Source organism: Ditibartonella choladocola, from assembly GCF_002007565.1.
In the GTDB taxonomy this organism is placed as follows: Bacteria; Pseudomonadota; Alphaproteobacteria; order Rhizobiales; family Rhizobiaceae; genus Bartonella; species Bartonella choladocola.
This window is the reverse complement of record NZ_CP015625.1, coordinates 2,004,081-2,020,892: the sequence shown is the minus strand read 5'-3', so window position 1 is coordinate 2,020,892 and position 16,812 is coordinate 2,004,081. Positions and strand designations below refer to the sequence as shown.

The following is a 16,812-nucleotide window of genomic DNA, read 5'->3' as shown; positions in this document are numbered from 1 at the left end:
TTGATGTAAATTTGCTGTAAAGTCGTTATACCGAATGTTGAAAGTTCGATATTTTTTCAAGGGTAGGACAAGCAAATTGATCGTGCGCTTATGTGAAAATATTGTTAGATTTTCAGGTAAAACGTGGAAGATACGTCAAAAAAATCGAAAATTACCGGTGTTATTTTGATGAAAAACAGCATTTTTTTTAAAAAAAATATCCACTTAAACCTTATAAAACAAAGGGTTAAGTGGACATCAGTTGTAACAGATTAGAAAATGCGGTCAAGCCGCAACACATAGACACCGGCAAAAGCGTAACGGCTAGTTGTAACAGATTAGAAAATTCGGCCAAACGGCAGGTTATTTCATCCAACGCTTGCGACGGAAGTAGCGTTTAACGGCGATATAGACAATTAACCAAAAAGTAAGGGCAATCGGTGCTGTATCAACGTGGAATGGAACAAATGCAAAAAACGGATTAAGCAAATATAATCCCCACATAAAAGCGGTAAAAAGAAACAACCACGAGAATAAAGAATCAAAAATACGAGACATTTTTAGAAACCTGATTAGCTCATATAATAATTAAACCGATAACTATTGCGAAGCTCAGTTACCTATAACATTCCGTTAGGCGCCGTAGGTATCCCTCAAGATATCTTTTTAAGCATGTCGGAAATTCTGAATAAAAAATCGCGTGACGAATGCGCAAAGACCAATCGCCGACATTAAAATAGAACCTAAAATTTTTAGAATTCTGTGGCCTTATCGTGACGCGGAGGAACCGATAAAAATGCTTTTGCGGCGTCTTCTTGCTTTTGTTTTTCGGATTTTCCGCAACCGGTAATGACAACGGAATATGTTGTTAGAAGACAAATTGTTAAAAAAGATGTTATAAGCTTTTTCATTGGTTACCCCGATTTAAAGTCAACATTACTATAATAATTAAATTATATTAGAATAGGAAATGGGGTCAAGCAGCAACGCTATTGTGTGTAAATGTTCAACCGGTGTTGCATTGCAAGGGGATTAACAAAATGGATGTGATAGTGAGCATATGGCTTCTGGTTGGCTTTATACTGTGCTGCGTCGCTGCAATAGCAAAGCTTGGGCACGTGATAAAACAGCGTACCAATCACCGCATCAATCCCGAACCATGGCAGAATTATCAGACCAATCTAATTGATACTTCCATCCGTCCCGACAATTTAGAATTTGTTACACGGGTCGAGGCAATGAACCGTCGCATTACTGGCGGTCTTGAATTTATGATTGAATATGTTGACAGTGACGGCGTGATAACCGAGCGTGTAATAGAGCCTCTGAATATCTATCGAATAGCCGGCAAAACAACAATCTATATTGACGCCTTTTGCACCTTACGCAATGCTATGCGCAGCTTTCGCAACGATCGCATTCTGGCGGCACGCGACATGCAAACCAATCAGGAAATTGCTAACCTTGGACGCTATTTGTGGGAACGATACTGAACTTATTATCTTCATGTATTCACTCCACAACTCGCGGGCTGGACAAACTCCGACTTGACGCGAACGCCCTTGCAAACAGTCGTGCCCTTTTTACTTTCCAAAATCGCCGCGTGTTGTTGTTTGGCAAAGTATGGCCAACGTTTTCTTTTGGAACTCGGATTTCCCATGGCACGAAAAACACACGCCGTTAACTACCGTTCGATGTGTTGTCAATGTGCGGCTAGTGGTTGCCCGATTGGGTGATTTTGGATTGTGCTGGTAACAGATTAGAAAATGCGGTCAAGCCGCAACCCGCCACTGCCTGCTTTTATGACAACAACAGTTGTAACAGATTAGAAAATGCGGTCAAGCCGCAACCATTCTGCCGAGCTGCTTATTCTGGCGCCAAGTTGTAACAGATTAGAAAATGCGGTCAAACCGCAACAAATAGATGAACTGGTAGCGAAGCAGATGGTTGTAACAGATTAGAAAATGCGGTCAAGCCGCAACTATTCATAATCGTAACTCATTTTTCTTTACGTTGTAACAGATTAGAAAATGTGGTCAAGCCGTAACAGAACGCTGGTAAAACGTCCCTATACTCAATCTTTACTTACTTCATAATACTGTTTGTTGATTTTATTTTTCAATTACATTATATTTTTCTTGGACACCGAGCCATCCGGAGCGCCACCTTTTTGGTGTTGGGGGTTTCCGACCCAACGGTGTCGTCAAATTTTTCCTTTTTTGCTTTCTCAAAATTTCCAGCAACGTTTGATGTAAATTTGCTGTAAAGTCGTTATGCCGAATGTTGAAAGTTCGATATTTTTTCAAGGGTAGGACAAGCAAATTGATCGTGCGCTTATGTGAAAATATTGTTAGATTTTCAGGTAAAACGTGGAAGACACGTTAAAAAAATCGAAATTTATCGGTGTTATTTTAATGGAAAACAGCATTTTTTTTTAAAAAAATATCCACTTAAACCTTATAAAACAAGGGGTTAAGTGGACATCGGTTGTAACAGATTAGAAAATGCGGTCAAGCCGCAACTGGAACAATTTCATGCTCACTGGCGGTGCTGTTGTAACAGATTAGAAAATGCGGTCAAGCCGCAACTGAATTGCCACGCCGGAATGCGGCGCGTCTGTTGTAACAGATTAGAAAATGCGGTCAAGCCGTAACAGAACGCTGGTAAAACGTTCCTATACTCAATCTTTACTTCCTTCATGATGCTGTTTGTTGATTTTATTTTTCAATTACATTATATTTTTCTTGGACACCGAGCCATCCGGAGCGCCACCTTTTTGGTGTTGGGGGTTTCCGACCCAACGGTGTCGTCAAATTTTTCCTTTTTTGCTTTCTCAAATTTTCCGGCAACGTTTGATGTAAATTTTCTGTAAAGTCGTTATACCGAACGATAAAATTTCGCTATTTTTTGCCTTAAGGAACAAGCAAATTGATCGTGTGCTTATGTGAAAATATTGTTAGATTTTCAGGTAAAACGTGGAAGATACGTCAAAAAAATTGAAATTTACCGGTGTTATTTTAATGAAAAACAGCATTTTTTTACAAAAAAATATCCACTTAAACCTTATAAAACAAAGGGTTAAGTGGACATCGGTTGTAACAGATTAGAAAATGCGGTCAAGCCGCAACCTTTGAGGCCATTACCAACGACCGCTGTAGTTGTAACAGATTAGAAAATGCGGTCAAGCCGCAACATAGTCGTTGTTTTACGCATCTGATCGGCGGTTGTAACAGATTAGAAAATGCGGTCAAGCCGCAACTGGTTCAAGGCTTTTGTGCGTTCTGCTGCCGGTTGTAACAGATTAGAAAATGCGGTCAAGCCGCAACTCATTCGCTGGGAAGGTTACCGGCGAGATTGTTGTAACAGATTAGAAAATGCGGTCAAGCGGCTGTAGAATATGTTTTGGTTCCATCAGTGTTGTGCCGTGGATTGTTTGCTTTTTTCGTTCAAAGCATGGCCTGCATCACGGGGCAATGTGCGGAAGATGAAGAAAGCAAGTGCCGAGATGAAGCCGACGACGAAAAAGCCCGTATGAAAATCTTCAAGTTTCAATATATTGTTGTGAAAGGAGCTTGCAATTTCCAGAACCGCGCCGGCAATTGCAATGCCGAGTGCCATTGAAGCCTGTTGGGCAACGGCGGCAATCGGCGTTGCCTGACTAATGTCTTCTTTGGCTATATCGGAAAAGGCAAGCGCATTCACACCGGAGAAGAAAAGCGAGCGCAAAAAGCCGCCGAACAAGAGCACGACAATCATCAGCAAATAGGGTGTAGTGGGGTAAAACAGGCCATTGGAGGCGGTAAACATTGCCGAGACGATAGAACCTGCCATCAACACCTTCCGAAAGCCGAAATGGGCATAAACTTCTTTTGCGCCGAACTTCATGCCGAGCGAGCCGATGGCCGCGGCAAGAACCATAAGGCCGGATTCAATCGGTGAAAGGCCGAAGGCAAGTTGCAACATCATGGGAAGCAGGAAAGGCACGGCTCCGATGCCGAGCCGGAAAACGCTGCCGCCGATAATGGCACATGCAAAAACCGGATCGGAAAAAAGCCTGAGGTCAAGAAGCGGTGCTTTGCGGTTTTTTGCGTGTTTGATATAAATAGCGCCGAAAATCACGCCCAAAATGGTGACACTGATGCCGACACTTTGCGGCAAGGCGGGAAGGCTTACAATCGAAAGTCCGAAAATGAAGCCGGAAAGGCTGATTGCCGAAAGGAAAAAGCCTGTCCAATCAAGCGGGCGGATATATCTCTTTTCATTTTTTGGCAGATAGATTGATGAAAGCACAAGGCCGATAAAACCGATCGGGATGTTGATGAGAAAAATCCAGTGCCAGGTAAAAAAGGTGGTGATGAAGCCGCCAAGCGGCGGGCCTACAAGCGGGCCGACAAGGGCTGGAATGGAAAACCATTGAAAGGCAATGACAAGCTGGTTTTTCGGCGTGGATTTGACGAGAAGAAGCCGGCCGACAGGTGTCATCATTGCCCCGCCAATGCCTTGCAAAAAGCGCGACAAAACAAAGGAATGGAGCGAAAAGGAAAAAGCGCAGCAAACAGAGCCTGCAAGAAAAACCACGATGGCAACACGGAAGATAATGCGTGCGGTGAAACGGTCGGAGATCCACCCGCTTATGGGGATAAAAACCGAAAGTGCCACGAGATAGGAAGTCATGGCGAGTTTGAGCGCGATGGGGCTTGTGTTCAAATCGGCGGCAATGGCGGGAAGGGATGTGGTAATCACATTGGAATCCACATGTTCCATAAACAAAGCGATAGCCAGAACCATAGGAAGAATGTGCATTAAATAACCCGAACCCGACTTTTTTAAAACGATGGAACCTTTAGAACCAGTGTGCCTATATAGCGCGAAGAACTTTTATGACCCGAAAACCTTATACATGAAAAAACCGATATGGCCCAAACTGACAGAACTTGAAAGGTGTTTGTGACAGAAAATTGCGACTATATTGATAACGTCATTCAGGCCGACATTATTTTGACCGGTTTCAATTGTGAAGAACAGTGAGGGGGTTACAAAACCGGCTTCACTTTATCGTGGTTTGTCATTTCATTCTTGACCTTGAGAAAAAAATAAATTCTTCATCGTTAATGTTCATGGAACGCCCGAAAGGGCTACACATAACATTTACGACACCTATATGTTTTATATCATCATTTAAAAAATGGAATTTTACCCGCTTCGGGTCGATCAATAAAATGCGCTGATGGAGCGTTCACTTGCCGCATAAAAAAACAATTGTTCTCAATAATCTGACTGAAGGGCCGATCACCAGAACGTTGCTTCTCTTTGCCATTCCGACATTGCTTTCCAATGTTTTGCAATCGCTCAACGGTTCGATCAACACAATCTGGGTTGGGCGGTTTTTAGGTGAAAGTGCGCTTGCGGCAACTGCCAATGCCAATATTATCACCTTTCTTTTGTTTGCCCTTGTTTTCGGTTTCGGTATGGCGGCGACCATTATGGTTGGCCAATCCATCGGGCGCAAAGATTTGCATCGTGCGCGGCAGGCTTTCGGCGCTTCTATCGGCTTTTGTCTGTTTCTTTCGGTTGTTCTTGCCGTTTTGGGCTGGTTTTTTTCGCCTGAAATCCTGCGTTTTCTTGCAACACCGGCCGATGCTTTTACGCTGGCGGAAGATTATTTGCGGGTTATCTTTCTTGCCGCACCGGCCAATCTTTTGACGGTCATGATGATGATGGGGCTTCGCGGTGCGGGCGATTCCATGACGCCGCTCATTTTCATGTGCGTCAATGTTGTGCTGGATATTATTTTCAACCCCGTGCTCATCTTGGGCTTGTGGATTTTCCCGAAAATGGGCATTGCGGGGGCTGCCGCCTCGACATCGGTTTCGGGCTATCTCGCGCTTGTCGCAATGATTGTCTATATCTATGTGAAGAAATTGCCTTTGCGGCTTAAAGGGCGGGAACTCACCTATATCTGGCCGGATTTCAGCCTGATGCGCTTTATCGTGCTGAAAGGCTTCCCGATGAGCCTGCAAATGGTCATCATTGCCACATCCGGCCTTGTCATGATTGGCCTCGTCAATCAGGAAGGTGTGAGCACCATTGCCGCCTATAACATCATGCAGCAATTATGGACCTATCTGCAAATGCCTTCCATGGCAGTGGGTGCAGCGGTAAGCGCAATGGTTGCGCAAAATATCGGCGCCGGTCGCTGGAACAGAATTTCCAAAACCACATGGATCGGCTGCGCGGCAACATTTATCATGACAGCCATTCTGCTTGGCCTGTTGCTCATTTTCGACCGTCCGGTCATTATTCTGTTTTTGGGAAATGATAGCGCAGCCGTGCCAATGGCACAGCACATTCAGGCAATTGCAAGCTGGAGCTTTCTGTTTTTCGGCCTTGCAATGGTGCTGTTTTCAACAGTTCGTGCCAACGGTGCGGTTCTTGTGCCGCTCATTTGCCTTTTCATTGCCGTCTATCCGGTGCGGCTTGGCTTCTATTACATGTTTTATGGTTCCATAAAGGCCGATGCCATCTGGTGGAGTTTTACCGTCGGTGCTTTTGCCTCGCTCATTCTGGCGCTTTCCTATTATCTTTCGGGCACATGGAAAAAGCAAAAAGTGCTCTAGCCTTCGATGAGGGGTGAGGCAACATCAGCTTGATGGCGCTTGGCTCTCACGGGAAACCTTAAAGCAAAGCCAATAGCAAAGCTTGGTTCAAAAGCCCGTTACGGTAAGGAATGAGAAAAGCCCTTTTGTGGCGGGTGATAAAGCCGCGTGAGGTGGGGAGACAGAGAATAAGCTGCCTCAGGCAAAATCTGCCAAAGCCGTTAGACCTATAAACAGTCTAACAAAACGGGACGAAAGCGGAAAGCGCACCGTTCAGGAATTTTCAAGAATAGTTTTCGGCTTTGGTGTTTTGGGTTTTAGATATTTTTGCCCGAAAACTGTTAAAATCAGGGCAAGAAAGCCACCGACAATGGAAACATAAAAGCCGGTTTCGGGGGTGAAAGCGTCGATCAATTTTCCGGAAATGGCAGCCCCTGCGGCAACACCCATTGCCATTCCGGTAATTCCCCACGACATGCCTTCGGTGAGCTTTTCGGGTGGTACAATTGTGTCGACCAAAGACATGGCGATGATGATTGTGGGCGAACAGGCCGCACCGGCGATAAAAAGCACGATGCTCAAATTCCATAAATTGGAAACAAGCAAGAGCGGCAATGTTGTAACTGCGGCAACGATGGTGGCAACAAGAAGCTGTTTTGACAATGTCATGCGGGTAGGCAATGCCCCATAGACAATACCGGCAATGAAAGAGCCGGCTGCATAAAGCACAAGTGGAAGAGCGGTGTAATTTGTCTGTTGCAGCGATTTGCCGATTGCCACGGCCGAAATTTCCGCAGTGCCGAAAATGGTTCCGACGCAAAACATAATCACGGTGAGAAGCGCGATAGAAAAAAGCCGGATAACCGAAGTAGAACCTTTTTGCCGCCTGCCATGGGCAACCGGTTCGGTCGATTTTTGCAAGGTAAAGATCAGGCCTGCAACAAGCATGATAAGACCGGCAGCAAGTGGCCCCGCAGCGGGAAACAGACGGTTTGTAAGCTCGATCGCAATAATGGGGCCGACCATGAATATCAATTCATCAACAATGGATTCATAGGCAAAGGCCGAACGCAAAAGCGGCGAACCATGATAGAGTTGCGACCAGCGTGTGCGCACGAAAGAACCGAAACTCGGCATAAAGCCGACGAGAATTGCCGCAATAATCAATATGAAAAGCGGGGCTTTATAATGGGCGGCAATCAACAAGCCGCAGAGCGACAGAAAAGAAACCAGAATTGCCGGACGCGCCACGCGGGCTTGCCCGTATTCATCGGCAAGTTTCGATATTTGCGGCGTAATAATGGCATTGGAGAGGACATAACTTGCCGAAACGAGACCGGCGGTGGCATAGTCCAAGCCTTCAACGGCAAACATTGTCATAATGCCGATCGAAATCATTGATATTGGAATACGTGCCAATACCCCCGTTACCGAAAAGGCAACAGTGCCGGGTTTTCTGAATAATTCGCGATATATATTGGCCATGACAAATGTCCTCAAGCGCCCTTCAAAGGCGTTTCCATCATCTATTGACATCACGCGCTTATGTCAATTTTTGCAGCCTTTTAATTAAGGAAGGTTATTGTCGAATGAATGGCGGCTTTAAAAAAACGAATGACATGTTCTGCCCGATTGGCTGGGGAAAAGCAAAATTTTTCTTTAAAAAAATATGACAGAAACGCAAGCGCGTATTGTTCAAATGAAACGCGTTATCAAGTTCGGTTAAAATAAACTGATTATTTTTTGCTATACTTGATGAGGCAAAATCTTGCCCACTTTTTGCAACAGTGTTGACGGGAAGAATAAAAATCGAATGAAGATCGTGTTTGAACGTTCAAACAATGCGGGTTCGCTTCAGCGAATGAAAGAGACAGGCGTTTTACTCAAAAAGTGAAAGTTTAACCGGTTTGTTGTTTGACTTGCCGGTTTTTTAAAAATTTTGCATAGTAAGGGTTCCCGAAAACAGATGGATGCAGAGGTATTCACATGATGAAGGACGGGCACGATCAGTTGTTGGATGACATTTTGTCAGCCTCGTCGAACGACTATATGGACTATGTGAGAAGTGTTCACTTTCCCCGCAATTCTGCCATTTATGACCGTGAAGACGGGTTGGAAGAGGGGCAATATATTCGTGAAAATCCTGATGGCACAAAAGTGCTCATCGCAGTTGATGATGCGCTTAATGAAAAAATCTTGAAGGTTTTGACAGATGCAGCCTGAATTATGGATTATCGCCGGTGTAAACGGTGCGGGTAAAACAACCTTTACAACATGCCGGAAATTCAAAATGCCCATTGTCAATCCGGATGTTTTGCCAGGTGCGCCAGTTGAGCAGGGAATAGCAGCAGTAAAACAGCGTGAGGCACTCGTCAAAGCGCAACAATCCTTTGCGGTAGAGACAACGGCCACAGGAAATGTGTTTTTGAAAAAAGTTCAGGATATTAAAAATCAGGGGTTCAGGATCAACCTCGTCTATATCGGATTGGACAGTGCCAAAACTTCCGGTTTAAGGGTGCGCTCGCGGGTAAAAAGCGGCGGCCATAATATTGTGAAGGAAGATATTGAGCGGCGTTATCCAAGAAGCATGGCCAATTTGCCAAAGCTTATGGAAATCGCCGATCTTTCACTTGTGTTTGATAATTCGACAAGCCGCGCTTATTCGCTTGTATTGCATAGGGATAAAGGGCACGTCCAATTCATCCGGAAAGATTTGCCGCAATGGGCTGTGAAAGCCATACCGGAAAAAATTCTTTTCCTGAACAGCGAGGATAAATCCGGTTAAACCAGTTTTCGAGAAAAAACTATCTTTGTCGGAACTTTGGTGAGCCAAAAATATTCCCGTTAAAACTGTAGCGTTTTTATGCTCGGTGGTTTTTCTATATAGTCAACGCCGGTTCACGTACCAGTGTTGTCTTTTGTTTTTTTCTTTATGCCGTAAATAGCAAAAACATATTTAGCCAATGCGATTCAACCGGCCGAACGCATTGGCATTTTAAAAAGCTTTATTCGCCCCAGGTGCGTTCCAGAACCGAGATCCAGTTTTTCGAGGTAATTTTCTCGATCTCGTCATGGTTAAAACCGGATTTTTCCATTTCGGCGACGAGTTTCGGCAATTGTGAACAATCATGCAATTCATTCGGAATTGTTGTGCCATCGAAATCCGAACCAAGGCCGACATGTTCCACGCCGACAATATCGACGATATAGCGCATGTGGTTGATAATGGTTTTAAGCGGTGTGTCGCGGTTGCGTTCGCCATCTTCGCGCAGGAATTTGACTCCGAAATTAATGCCGACCAACCCCTTGCTTTTTCCGATAGCGCGCAATTGTTCGTCTGTGAGGTTACGGCTTTGATGGCTCAAGTGATAGGCGTTGGAATGGGAAGCAACAAGCGGTGCGTCGCTCAATTTTGCAATGTCCCAGAAGCCTTTTTCGTTCATATGCGAAAGATCAACCATTATGCCGAGCTTGTTACACTCGCGAACAAGTTTTTTGCCCGTATCTGTCAAGCCCGGTCCGATGTCGCCTGTCGAGCCATATTTGAACGGCACTCCGAAACCGAATATATTGGGTCTGCTCCAGACGGGGCCGAGGCTGCGCAACCCATCCTGATAGAGACGGGCAAGCTCTTCCAGATTTTCGCCAATGGCTTCCGCACCTTCAATATGAAAAACCGCAGCAAACTGGTGAGCCTTGATTGCCTCTTTAATATCACGCGCGGTTTTGCAAATTTTGAAACGTTCAGGTTTCAGCTTTTCAATATCATGGAGAAGCTTTGCCATTTCCATGGTCGGCTTTGTTGCATCTTTTAACAATAATTCGGGATAGACACCGTTTTCATCCGGCTGAAGGTCGACCGATGGCGGATAAACCGCACAAAGCCCGCCAATCAGGCCGCCTTTTTCAGCCTTTGGCAGGTCAAGTTCTGCACTTTCAAAACCGTTGATGAAAGCCGACGGGTCAAGGTTTTTCTCGTCGCGGATTTTGGAGAGAATGTCATTGTGCCCGTCAAAACATTGGATGAGTGTTTCAGCCATAAAAATTGCCTTATCAGAATGTGTTTTTCAATCATTATCCTTATACGCCACTATCGACGTTTAAAACAGCAACTGACAAAAGTTTGATTGTGAAAAGCTGGCGCACGCGTCGCGCCGGTAGCGGCCAAGTTCGAGACGCGGTCTTCCCGTCATTGCCTGTTTAAGCGTGAGGCAATGAAAGCTTGGGTTGCATAACGATTTTTATTTGTGCCAAGCCTTATATTTTTGAAAATTTCCTTGTGAAGCTCCTGACCTTGTCATCAAAGTACCAGCCAATCAAAACAGGCTTCACACCGGCGCACTTTTCGTGTTTCAGAAAAAATCATCCTTGAAACGGTCGATCTGGTGCATACGCTCATGCAATATTGTGACAATACCTGTATCGCCGTTTTTCAGCTTTTTCCAATAGATATAATGATGTTTATAGCGGTAGAAATAGCCGTGAACGGAAAATTCGGCAGGTATCGGTCGGGATATTACCTGACCATCGGCAATTGCTTGAAAACAGTTGAATAAACCATTCAAATAGTCTTCCGCTCTTGCCGCTCCCCATTTGTTTGACGTGTATAGATAGATCTCGTCAAGACGGAAAATTGCTGCCTGTTGCAGCCGAAAACCGCTCATGACCTGTTCTTGTTTCTGGAAATAATGTCTGCCGCCGAAGCAGTAACGTAACTCTCGTCAGGTTCGGAAAACGCAAGCTGTAACTCGGCTTTCAGGCGGTTAAACGCCTGTTTGTCGTGGCGTTCCTTGTCTTTTCTTATGAGATCACGCACATATTCGCTCACATTTTCATAAGGCCCGTTGTCGCCTATCTGGCGGGCAACATAATCACCCAGTGTTTCGCCAATGCGTACTGTCATTGTTGTTGTGCGAGCCATGTGATCTCCTTTATTGTATTACAAATAACCAATATTGATGACAAGTCAAGGAGAGCTTGCAACTGTCATAACAACCGTTCATCCAGATTTTCTGGCGGAAAGCCGCCAGCAGAATGCCGCCAAAATCTGGGAGAACAGACGCGACAAAATCTTCACGACGACGAGGAGCATTTTAACGCATGGATGGCTTGAACGGCTGTTTGCTATTCAAAACTCCCGCTTTAAAAACATGAGCAAAGTTTTGCCCCGCCAAAGTTTTGCATTAGCAAAAGTTGCACGAGAGTTTTACCTCGCCTAAGTTTGCCTTCATAAAGTTGCACCAGCGTTTTGCCTTACCAGAGTTTTGCGTGCCGGTTTATATCTTTATAGAGGAGATAACGGAATGGTTCGGGTCCGCCTGCATAGCAGGCTTGCGGGCAAAATGCGCGCAACCACATAAAATCGCCTTTTTCGACTTCCACCCAATCATCATTCAACCGATAAACGCCTTTGCCTTGCAAGACATAAAGCCCGTGTTCCATCACGTGGGTTTCCATGAAAGGAATATGAGCACCCGGCATAAAGGTGACAATGGCAACATTCATGTCATGGCGCAAGTCGTTCATATCCATGAAACGGCTTGTCATCCATACGCCCTCATGGCCTTTCATTTCGGCAGGCGTTATTTGCTGGTCGGAAGAAAAGATTGCATCAGGTTTATCAAGCCCTTCCACTTTTTCATAAGCTTTGCGGATCCAGTGAAAGCGCGCGGTGGTTTTTGCTTCATTCCATAATTGATAATCGTGACCGGCAGGAAGATAGGCAAAACCACCTTTGTGAAGAACATGTTTTTCGCCTTCAAGTACAATGGTGAGCGCACCATCAGTCACAAAAAAAACGGCTTCCGCACGCTTGTCATTTTCCGGATGTGTTGCCCCGCCCGAAGGTTCGATTTCGCCTATATATTGGGAAAATGTTTCTGAAAAACCCGTCATCGGGCGCGCCAAAACCCAGAAGCGGGATTTTGTAAAAAACGGCAATTGGCTTGTTACAATATCCGACATGACAGAAGCGGGCATCACCATATAAGCGTCTTTGAAGGTGGCTTTGCTGCTTAAAAGTTCGGAACGTGTCGGCAAACCGCCAAGCGGAAAATAATAGTCTTTCTCATTCATCAAATTGTTGTCTCCTCTTTTGTGAAAGCTTTTTCAAAAACTTTCTTTCGTCAAAAAGCTTTTAAAACCGCTTGGAAAATTTATTCTAATTTTTGCTGTTTTGCCTGTCTCGTCGGTCAAGTTTTTTAAAAATTTTATCGGATAAATCCTGAACTTCTTTCAAGCGCTGGCAAAGAGATTTCATAATATTCATTCTCCCTGATTTTCTTTCCCTCCGGAAAAGTTTTGGTTGCGTGGGCCAAGACTTTCTTTCATTTTTCCGGTCAATACATGTTGAAACTGTTGTTCAACCGGTTTTAACGCACGGTTTGTCTGGTGGAACAATGTCAAAATGCGATAAGCGGGATGGGTAATAACGGGAATGAAGAGAAATTCATTATCAAACCCTTCCGGCAATTCTGTGCGGCTTAAAATGGAAACATAGTTTCCGGTTGCAACGAGTTGAACAATCAATGGAATGGATGATGTTTCGACAATCGGAACGGCGGTAACAAGCGGGGGTCCAAGCGTTTCGATGAGCGATTTCAATTTTGTGCCTTTTCCGGGAAGAACCAAAGCTTCGCCAATCATTTCGGCAAGATTGATTTTTGTTTTTCCTTGCAAGCGTTTTTCGAGACTATGACCTTTGCGAAAAAAGAGGCCAAGCGGGCATTTCACCTCTTTATCAATCGCAAAACGGGGCTGCTTTTCTATGTCATAGGCCAAAGCAAGATCGGCTTTGCCATCAAGAAGCACATTTTGCACATTGTCGTTTTCAGTCGTCAACACGTTGATTTTGGTGGATTTGTGGTTTTTCTGGAAGTCGACAATTGCGGAAAAAAGAACAGTAGCCGCCAGATTTTCTTCGCAAACAATTGTCAAATTCTGGCGGATAACACCGTTTAAAGCTTTTATCTCGCTCAACATCCGCTCTTCATTGCGCATTGTTTCGCGGATATGGCCAAGCACCAGTTCGCCGGTGGCCGTGAGTTCCAGCCCCTTATGGCTGCGGGAAAAAACCGGTGTGCCGATTTCTTCTTCAAAGAGCTTTATTTGCCGCTGGATGGCAGAAGCGGCAACATGAAGCTTTTGTGCGGCACTGCGCAGCGAACCGGAACGCGCCACCTCGTCAAGATATTTCATCAAACGGTGTTGCAAAATGTTACCCCCCTTGTCCGTTTTTTATGTTTTGAAGCTTTTTTCTTTTCAACCCTTTTTGATACTCCACGGGAAGAGAAGTTTCTGGGTAAGAATAACAAGTTGGAACAAGATAAGCGACATGGCAGCCAGCACAAAAAGCCCCGCCCAGGCTTGCGGTATTTTATAAATCGAGGTGGAAAGCTGGAGGAAGAAACCTATGCCTTTATCGGCCGAAACAAATTCGGCAACAACCGCGCCGATGACGCATAAAGTAATGGAAATTTTCAAGGCCGAGAAAATATAGGGCACGGCATAGGGCAGGCGGATTTGCAATATTTCACGGCGAACCGGTGCGCGGAGCGATTTTGACAGCTCGATCAATTCGGGCGGTGTAGAAAGAAGCCCTGTCGAAGTGGCAATAACCAGCGGAAAAAACGAAATAAGAAAGGTGATGAGAATGCGCGGAAAGTCACCCGAACCGAAGGCGACAATGACAATCGGCGCAATGGCGACAACCGGTGTCGACTGGATAATGACCAATAACGGATAAACTGTTTTCGATAAAAGCGGCGAGCGGATGAGACAGACAGCAAGCGGCAAAGCAATCAGAATGGATACGAAGAAGCCGAGAAGTGCGACCCGCAAAGTTGCAAATATATGAACAGCCCAACGCGATCCATCAATCACATGGAAAGCTTTGAAAATTTCAACCGGCTGCGGCAGGATGAAAGAGGGAATGGCAAAAAACACCGCTGCCAATTGCCAGATCACAAGAATAGCCACAATGAGCAACACTGCCGGTAAAGCCGACATTAGCGAGGAGAGGTGAAACAGCTTTATCTTCTTCCTGTTAAGCGAGCTTTGGCTTGATGAGGAGGTTTCTGAGGGTGTGAGCGAAGTCATGGACCACCTTTTGGTTTGCAGTTTCGGCATTGCGTGGCCGTCCGAGCGGCACGTCGAGTTCGGTTAAAACAGTTCCCGGCCGGCCGGCGAGAACCAGCACACGGTCGGCAAGAATGGCAGCTTCATTGACAGAATGGGTAATGAACATCACGGTTTTCGGCCGGTCGGAAAAAATTCTTAAAAGTTCAAAACCCATTTCATCGCGGGTTAATGCATCAAGGGCAGAAAACGGTTCATCCATTAACAAAATATCGGGGTCGAGATGAAGCGCGCGGGCAATGCCGACACGCTGCTGCATACCGCCCGACAATTCTTCCGGCATACGTTTTTCAAAACCGGTAAGGCCGATCATGCGCACAAGTTCATGGGCTTTATCAATATCGGCGGAATTGACCTTGCCGAATTTGTGTTTGATCGGAAAGGTAATATTGTCCACAATATTGAGCCATGGCAGCAATGTCGGGCGCTGAAAAACAATGCCGACATCTTCGCGCGGCTCCTTGACCGGCATACCGAAAACTTCCACCTTGCCCTGTGTCGGTTTCAAAAGACCGGCAATCAACCGCAAAAGCGTGGATTTGCCACAACCGGAAGGCCCCAATACCGCAAGAAATTCGTGATAGCGAACATCGAAACTAATATTGTGGAGGGCTTGTGTTCGCCCTGTCGATGTCGTGAAAAACTGGCTTAGCCCTTCAAAACGGATAGAGGGGGGAGAAATCGCATTGCTTGGTTTCATTTCTATGGGTTGCAATTGGCTTGTTGTCATTTGAAGCCCTCCAGATTTTCGGAAAAACCGGTTTTAACGGCACTTTCAGCGGTCACCGCATTCGGGTCGAGGTTTAAAGCTTCGGCAGTCTTTTGCCATGTGCGTTGAAGCTTGTCGCGACGGAAAGAGCCAAGGCCGTATTGATCTGTCTCGTCATTGTAAATGAGCTTCAATGTATCGAGAAGCGAACCTTTAACACTCTGCCGATCAAGTTCGGGAACACTTTCCATCACCGCATCGACCGCTTCATCGGGATGTTCATGCATGAATATGATTGATTGGCGATAGGCTTTGATAAAGCGGGTCAGAACATCAGGCCGTTCGGAAATGAATTTGTCTGAAGCAATCAGCGAACTGCCATAAAGATCAAGTCCACTTTCCACCCAAGGAAAGGCTTTGATTTCTTTATGCGCAATTCTGGCCTGTTCTTCGTAACGCGTGTAGTCGGTGAGCCACGCAATAATCACATCGGTCTTTCCGGTTATCAACATCGGCCCCAAAGCACCGGAGTCGACCCGTGTAAGCGTAATATCATCCATGGATAAATTCTGGGTTTTCAAAAAAGGCGGCAGGAAAAGATTGGAAGCGGTAAAAGGCGAGGTGGCAACAGCTTTGCCCTTTATATCGGCGATTTTCTGAATGGGGCTATCGGAAAGCACATAAAACGCATGCGGCGTTTTGTTGAAGATCGCCATAACCGCGCTCACCTTCACATTTGCGCTTACACGCGCAGCCATAAGCGCGGTGATGTCGGCTGCTCCCACATCGCTCACTCCGGCAGCAATGCGGGTAATCGCGTCATTGCCGCCACGCCCCGGTTCAATCGCAACATCAAGCCCTTCGGATTTGCAAAACCCTTTGTTCACACAAACATAAATGGCGGTTTTATCGCCACCGGGTAACCAGTCGAGTTGAAAACGCACTTTGTCAGGGGCTTTTTGAACCTCTTTTGCCTCAAGCGTTTGCGGACATAATAGAAGCGCCAAACTCCCACAAAGAAGATTAGCCGAAAGAAAACTTGATGAAAGAAAACCGGCTGACAGAAGCCTTGTTTTAAAAAGACTTTTAAAAGCAACTTTGGCGGCCGAAAAAGTCGCAATCGGGAAAGCTTGTTTAAAAGTTGAAAAACCTTGTTTGAACCTCTTCCGGATAAAGCTTTTTATATCCGCCCTTTCGAGGCGCAGTATTTTTGAAGTTGCAATTTTCTTTTGGCCTTTAAGGCAAGAAGTGAGGTTCCTTGAAGAACCGTTGCGAGGAAAGGAATAAAAAGCATTGTCGCTGTTGTTTCGACATTTCGCTTGCATGAACTTTTCCTCTCCCGCTTAAAAAGCATTCCGGTTTTTTAAAGAAACCCCGAAAAACCGAACGGGC

General features: G+C 45.5%; 16 protein-coding genes and 2 CRISPR repeat arrays. Of the genes, 5 read left to right on the top strand and 11 right to left on the bottom strand.

Annotation, left to right across the window (positions count from 1 at the left end; translation table 11 throughout):
- Positions 1-342 precede the first annotated feature (342 nt).
- A complete protein-coding gene (locus tag BBC0122_RS08940) occupies positions 343-537 on the bottom strand; it encodes a hypothetical protein (RefSeq protein ID WP_077993158.1) in 195 nt (64 codons plus the stop codon).
- A 482-nt stretch (positions 538-1,019) separates the two neighbouring features.
- Here BBC0122_RS08940 and BBC0122_RS08935 point away from each other — a divergent pair, with 482 nt between their 5' ends.
- On the top strand, positions 1,020-1,472 hold the full coding sequence (locus tag BBC0122_RS08935; protein WP_077993157.1) for a WYL domain-containing protein: 453 nt from the start codon (positions 1,020-1,022) through the stop codon (positions 1,470-1,472).
- Positions 1,473-1,727: 255 nt separating this feature from the next.
- Positions 1,728-2,027: direct repeats of the CRISPR family, unit length 36 nt; unit sequence GTTGTAACAGATTAGAAAATGCGGTCAAGCCGCAAC.
- 1,043 nt (positions 2,028-3,070) lie between these two features.
- A CRISPR array of direct repeats spans positions 3,071-3,371; the repeat unit is 36 nt; unit sequence GTTGTAACAGATTAGAAAATGCGGTCAAGCCGCAAC.
- Positions 3,372-3,390: 19 nt separating this feature from the next.
- On the opposite strand, the gene BBC0122_RS08930 is transcribed toward BBC0122_RS08935, so the two are convergent.
- Positions 3,391-4,782 carry a DHA2 family efflux MFS transporter permease subunit gene (locus tag BBC0122_RS08930; RefSeq protein ID WP_077993156.1) on the bottom strand — a complete coding sequence of 464 codons (1,392 nt, stop codon included), beginning with the start codon at positions 4,780-4,782 and terminating at the stop codon, positions 3,391-3,393.
- A gap of 437 nt (positions 4,783-5,219) precedes the next feature.
- On the opposite strand from BBC0122_RS08930, the gene BBC0122_RS08925 reads away from it, so the two are divergent.
- The gene (locus BBC0122_RS08925; protein WP_077993154.1) at positions 5,220-6,596 is read left to right on the top strand and encodes an MATE family efflux transporter; all 1,377 of its coding nucleotides are present in this window, start codon (positions 5,220-5,222) and stop codon (positions 6,594-6,596) included.
- 252 nt (positions 6,597-6,848) lie between these two features.
- On the opposite strand, the gene BBC0122_RS08920 is transcribed toward BBC0122_RS08925, so the two are convergent.
- The gene (locus BBC0122_RS08920; protein WP_077994628.1) at positions 6,849-8,060 is read right to left on the bottom strand and encodes an MFS transporter; all 1,212 of its coding nucleotides are present in this window, start codon (positions 8,058-8,060) and stop codon (positions 6,849-6,851) included.
- A gap of 501 nt (positions 8,061-8,561) precedes the next feature.
- Here BBC0122_RS08920 and BBC0122_RS08915 point away from each other — a divergent pair.
- Together BBC0122_RS08915 and BBC0122_RS08910 are read left to right on the top strand one after the other, a co-directional pair.
- Positions 8,562-8,798 carry a hypothetical protein gene (locus BBC0122_RS08915; RefSeq protein ID WP_077993152.1) on the top strand — a complete coding sequence of 79 codons (237 nt, stop codon included), beginning with the start codon at positions 8,562-8,564 and terminating at the stop codon, positions 8,796-8,798.
- Positions 8,788-9,360 carry an ATPase gene (locus BBC0122_RS08910; protein ID WP_077993151.1) on the top strand — a complete coding sequence of 191 codons (573 nt, stop codon included), beginning with the start codon at positions 8,788-8,790 and terminating at the stop codon, positions 9,358-9,360. The genes BBC0122_RS08915 and BBC0122_RS08910 overlap by 11 nt, the downstream gene beginning before the upstream one ends.
- Positions 9,361-9,580: 220 nt before the next feature.
- On the opposite strand, the gene BBC0122_RS08905 is transcribed toward BBC0122_RS08910, so the two are convergent.
- From BBC0122_RS08905 to BBC0122_RS08895, 3 genes are all read right to left on the bottom strand, one after another.
- Positions 9,581-10,615, bottom strand: a complete 1,035-nt coding sequence (locus BBC0122_RS08905) for a dipeptidase (RefSeq protein ID WP_077993150.1) — start codon at positions 10,613-10,615, stop codon at positions 9,581-9,583.
- A gap of 312 nt (positions 10,616-10,927) precedes the next feature.
- Positions 10,928-11,239 (bottom strand): type II toxin-antitoxin system RelE/ParE family toxin, encoded by a 312-nt coding sequence (locus BBC0122_RS08900; RefSeq protein ID WP_077993147.1) that lies wholly within the window; start codon positions 11,237-11,239, stop codon positions 10,928-10,930.
- Entirely contained in the window at positions 11,236-11,496 is a 261-nt protein-coding gene (locus BBC0122_RS08895; RefSeq protein WP_077993145.1) for a ribbon-helix-helix domain-containing protein, read from the bottom strand. Before BBC0122_RS08895 ends, BBC0122_RS08900 begins: the two co-directional genes overlap by 4 nt.
- Before the next feature lie 37 nt (positions 11,497-11,533).
- Here BBC0122_RS08895 and BBC0122_RS08890 point away from each other — a divergent pair, with 37 nt between their 5' ends.
- The gene (locus BBC0122_RS08890; RefSeq protein WP_077993139.1) at positions 11,534-11,794 is read left to right on the top strand and encodes a hypothetical protein; all 261 of its coding nucleotides are present in this window, start codon (positions 11,534-11,536) and stop codon (positions 11,792-11,794) included.
- 34 nt (positions 11,795-11,828) lie between these two features.
- Here BBC0122_RS08890 and BBC0122_RS08885 read toward each other — a convergent pair whose 3' ends face one another.
- From BBC0122_RS08885 to BBC0122_RS08865, 5 genes are all read right to left on the bottom strand, one after another.
- Entirely contained in the window at positions 11,829-12,650 is an 822-nt protein-coding gene (locus tag BBC0122_RS08885; protein ID WP_077993136.1) for a bifunctional allantoicase/(S)-ureidoglycine aminohydrolase, read from the bottom strand.
- Positions 12,651-12,839: 189 nt separating this feature from the next.
- Positions 12,840-13,787, bottom strand: a complete 948-nt coding sequence (locus tag BBC0122_RS08880; protein WP_149866669.1) for a LysR family transcriptional regulator — start codon at positions 13,785-13,787, stop codon at positions 12,840-12,842.
- Positions 13,788-13,835: 48 nt separating this feature from the next.
- Positions 13,836-14,582, bottom strand: a complete 747-nt coding sequence (locus BBC0122_RS08875) for an ABC transporter permease (protein ID WP_225868192.1) — start codon at positions 14,580-14,582, stop codon at positions 13,836-13,838.
- A 37-nt stretch (positions 14,583-14,619) separates the two neighbouring features.
- A complete protein-coding gene (locus tag BBC0122_RS08870) occupies positions 14,620-15,393 on the bottom strand; it encodes an ABC transporter ATP-binding protein (protein ID WP_077994627.1) in 774 nt (257 codons plus the stop codon).
- A gap of 44 nt (positions 15,394-15,437) precedes the next feature.
- On the bottom strand, positions 15,438-16,427 hold the full coding sequence (locus BBC0122_RS08865; RefSeq protein ID WP_210188140.1) for an ABC transporter substrate-binding protein: 990 nt from the start codon (positions 16,425-16,427) through the stop codon (positions 15,438-15,440).
- Positions 16,428-16,812 lie beyond the last annotated feature (385 nt).